This is a genomic window from Intestinibacter sp. (assembly GCF_051866655.1).
Lineage (GTDB): Bacteria > Bacillota > Clostridia > Peptostreptococcales > Peptostreptococcaceae > Intestinibacter.
Genome location: NZ_JBJDXL010000315.1, coordinates 1 through 3,615, shown reverse-complemented (window position 1 = coordinate 3,615; position 3,615 = coordinate 1). Strand labels below are relative to the sequence as shown.

Genomic DNA, 3,615 nt, shown 5'->3' with positions numbered 1-3,615 from the left:
CGCTACTGTTCCTGCTGTTAATAATATGGCTGCTGATTCACCGATTACACGACCTATTGATAAGATCACTCCTGAAAGTATTCCAGGTATTGCACTTGGTAGGATTACCTTGTAAAGTGTTTGGAACTTAGTAGCTCCAAGTCCTAGAGATGCTTCTCTGTAAGTTTGTGGTACAGTTTTTAAAGCCTCCTCTGTAGAACGTATTATTGTTGGAAGTATTATAATCGCTACTGTTAAACCACCTGATAATATTGAATATTGGAATTTTAATGCTACTACAAAGAATATTCCTCCAAATAAACCGTATACTATTGATGGTATACCTGCTAGACATTCTGTAGCAAATCTTATAACTTTTACTATTTTTCCTTGCTTAGCGTATTCTTGTAGATAAACTGCAGCAAGTATACCTATTGGTGTAGCTACTAATATTGATACTAAAACCATATACACTGTTGTAATTATCATTGGAAGTATTCCGCCATCTCCACTTGCTGAATAATCGCTAAATAAGAAGTTTAAATTGATTTTTCCCATTCCTTTTATAAATATAAATCCAACTATCACTACTAGTATTCCCACTGTTATAATCGCTGATAAATATACTAGGGAAACTAATAAATTATCTTTATTTTTTCTCGCCTTTAAATTATTTTCCATCTTACTCTACTCCTTTAGAAGTTAATTTAGTTAATACTAAATTTATAATTATTATGAATATGAAAAGTACAACCCCTGTTGCAAATAGCATGTTTTGATGTGTCCCTGCTGCGTATCCCATTTCTAGAGCTATATTTGTTGTAAGTGGTCTTACACTATCTAGAATTGATGTTGGAAATGCTGTTGAGTTACCTGCTACTAGTATTACCGCCATTGTTTCTCCCAATGCTCTACCTATACCTAGGATTACACCTGCTAGTATTCCTGATTTTGCTGCTGGTACTGTTACCTTGAATATTGTTTCTATTTTTGATGCGCCTAGTGCTAGAGAGCCTTCTTTGTACGCTTTAGGTACTGCTCTTATTGATGTTTCTGATAGTGAAATTATTGTTGGAAGCATCATTATCGCTAATACGAAAATCACTGCTAATAAGCTTTGTCCTTTAGGAAGATTTAATACAGTTTGTATTGCTGGTACAATAACCGCTAATCCGAATATACCGTAAAGAACTGATGGTATACCTGCTAGAAGTTCTACTGCTGTTGAAATTATTTTTGCATATCTTTTAGGACAAATTTCTGCTATAAATATTGCTGCAAGTATTCCAACTGGAACACCTATTATCAAAGCTCCTATTGTAGCTACTATAGAAGTTACTATCATAGAACCGATGCCGAATTTTTGAGACCCTGGCAACCATTCAGTTCCAAATATAAAATCTATAAATGAATATCCTTCTGTTATGAAAGGCATTAAACCTTTATAAAATACAAACCCTATTATAAGTAATAAACTTACTACCGCTACTAAAGCACTTACCATAAATATTTTCTCTGTAACAGCTTCTACTAAATACTTACCTCTATTTTTATTAGATGAGTTGCTTTCATTTACATTGATTGATTCCATTTTTTCCAATCTAAACTCCTCCTTTTTAAAACGGAGTGCTACAAAATGGCATTTAGTATCTTTTGCAACACTCCAAAACTATCTTCAATATTTATTTGACTTTTTATTTTATTTAATATCTATTTTTCATTTACGCTCATGAAGCCTTCTTCTTCTATTGTTTTTTGACCATCATCACTTAATATGTAGTCTATGAAAGCTTTAGCATCGTCAGTTGCTTCACCTTTAGTTACTAATAAGAATGGTCTTGATATTGGATAGCTATCGTTATAAACATTTTCTTCAGTTGGTTCTACACCACCTATTTTTACTGAGTTTATAGAGTCATCTAAGTATCCAAATGATATGTAGCCTATTGCATTTTCATTTCCTTGAACAGTTGTTTTTATGTTTCCTGAACCGTCAGATATTTGAGCATCTCCAGTTAATTCTTCTGATTCAAATCCTACTATTTCTTGGAATCCATCTCTTGTTCCTGAGCCATCTTCTCTAGATACAACAACTATTTGTGCATCTTTTCCTCCAACTTCTTTCCAGTTAGTTATTTTTCCTGTGTAGATATCTTTTATTTGATCCATTGTTAAGTCTTTTACATCATTTGCTGTATTTGTGATTACTGCTATACCGTCTATAGCTATTTGGTATTCTTCTAATCCTTCAGATTTTTCTTCATCCTTTAAATCTCTTGAAGACATTCCTATTTGTGAAGTTCCATCGATTGTATTTGTTATACCTGCTGATGAACCTACTTGTTGAACTTCGATTGTAACACCTTCATTTGCTTTTTGGTAATCTTCTGCTAAAACTTCCATTGTTGGTCCTACTGAAGTTGAACCTGATACAGTGATTTTACTTGCGTCTGAAGCTCCACTTCCTCCGCCGTTACTACAACCTACTAATGATCCTACTAATAAAGTACCTGCTAAGATTGATATTAATTTCTTTTTGTTAAACATTTTTCTCCTCCATTATTTTATAAAAATTTTATTTTTTTCTTTTTTAGTACCCTTTGTTTTTCTTATTTCCTTTTACACTTTATATAATACAGGTAACGTCTTAAGTCTTTATTAATGCTAGGTTATTATAAGGTTAAGTATGTTAAGTTAATGTTAATACATAAAAAAAAGATCATTGATTATATTTTCAATGACCCTAAAAAACTATAAGTACCCTTTTTAGCTATTAATTATTCGGCGTCTACTAAACCTATATCAAAAGTTATGCTTCCTGTATAAGTTCCAACCTTTGATGAAGGAAGTTTAACTGGTAAAACTTTATTGTTAACTTCACCATCTTCAGTAAATGCTGCAACTTCTACTCCATTTGCTTGATCCTTTGTTCCAGTTGTTTCTATAACTGTTCCATCTTCTTTTACTATTTGATATCTCATAACTGTGTTTGTTTCTTTGTTTGTTAAAACCATTTGATTTCTGAAATAATCTGTTCCAGCTATAGATACAGATACTTTTTGTCCATCTAAATAATTAACATTAGAAGCTTTGATTGTCATGTCTGAACCATCTTTAGCTATAGTTATTTTAGCTGGTATTTCAACTGTGTAAGTTGGATCGTTTTTTAGAACGTATTCTAGTTCTGTTGATTGAGATTCTGCATTTGCTGTTACCATCATTGTTGAGCAAATTGCTAAAGTTGATAATAATAATGCTGTTTTCTTTCTTTTCATGATATTCCTCCAAATTAATTATTTATATTTAAATACTTGCGTATTTATTTACATAAACTATACTACTTCCATAGTAGCTCTCACATTTGCACCTGCGTATTGTGTTTCCTTATCCAAGGAATACGGTGTAATTTTTATTACTGCATCATAAGTACCTTTTTTAAGTCCTTTTTCTAATTCTACATTTTCTATAGCATATCCAGCCTGAACAAAATCCGATGTGTATAAGCTTTCTCCATCTACTAATAACTCAAATTTAAAATAGCATTGATTGCCTTCAGGATTGCCCAATGTTATTTGAACATCTTTAGTATCTGCTGGTACTGTTATAGTGCTATAGCCTGGTATTTTTATACTCTCT

The 3,615-nt window shown here is 32.0% G+C and carries 5 protein-coding genes; all 5 read right to left on the bottom strand.

The features are described 5' to 3' along the window. A partial coding sequence (gene pstA, locus ACI3VO_RS09375; protein ID WP_439757663.1) for a phosphate ABC transporter permease PstA occupies positions 1-660 on the bottom strand: 660 nt, incomplete at its 3' end. A gap of 1 nt (position 661) precedes the next feature. Beyond that, positions 662-1,570, bottom strand: coding sequence for a phosphate ABC transporter permease subunit PstC (gene pstC, locus ACI3VO_RS09370; protein ID WP_439757664.1), 909 nt, complete (start codon positions 1,568-1,570; stop codon positions 662-664). A gap of 119 nt (positions 1,571-1,689) precedes the next feature. After that, entirely contained in the window at positions 1,690-2,526 is an 837-nt protein-coding gene (locus ACI3VO_RS09365; protein ID WP_439757662.1) for a phosphate ABC transporter substrate-binding protein, read from the bottom strand. 230 nt (positions 2,527-2,756) lie between these two features. Continuing rightward, positions 2,757-3,254: a hypothetical protein gene (locus tag ACI3VO_RS09360; RefSeq protein ID WP_439757661.1), complete on the bottom strand. Its 498-nt coding sequence runs from the start codon at positions 3,252-3,254 to the stop codon at positions 2,757-2,759. Between the two features lie 57 nt (positions 3,255-3,311). Next, on the bottom strand, positions 3,312-3,615 hold a 304-nt coding region (locus ACI3VO_RS09355), incomplete at its 5' end, for a hypothetical protein (protein ID WP_439757660.1).

Excerpts from the sequence above, each read along its gene's own strand:
- pstC (WP_439757664.1), bottom strand. The coding sequence starts at position 1,570 with ATGGAATCAATCAATGTAAATGAAAGCAACTCATCTAATAAAAATAGA.
- ACI3VO_RS09365 (WP_439757662.1), bottom strand. The coding sequence starts at position 2,526 with ATGTTTAACAAAAAGAAATTAATATCAATCTTAGCAGGTACTTTATTA.
- ACI3VO_RS09360 (WP_439757661.1), bottom strand. The coding sequence starts at position 3,254 with ATGAAAAGAAAGAAAACAGCATTATTATTATCAACTTTAGCAATTTGC.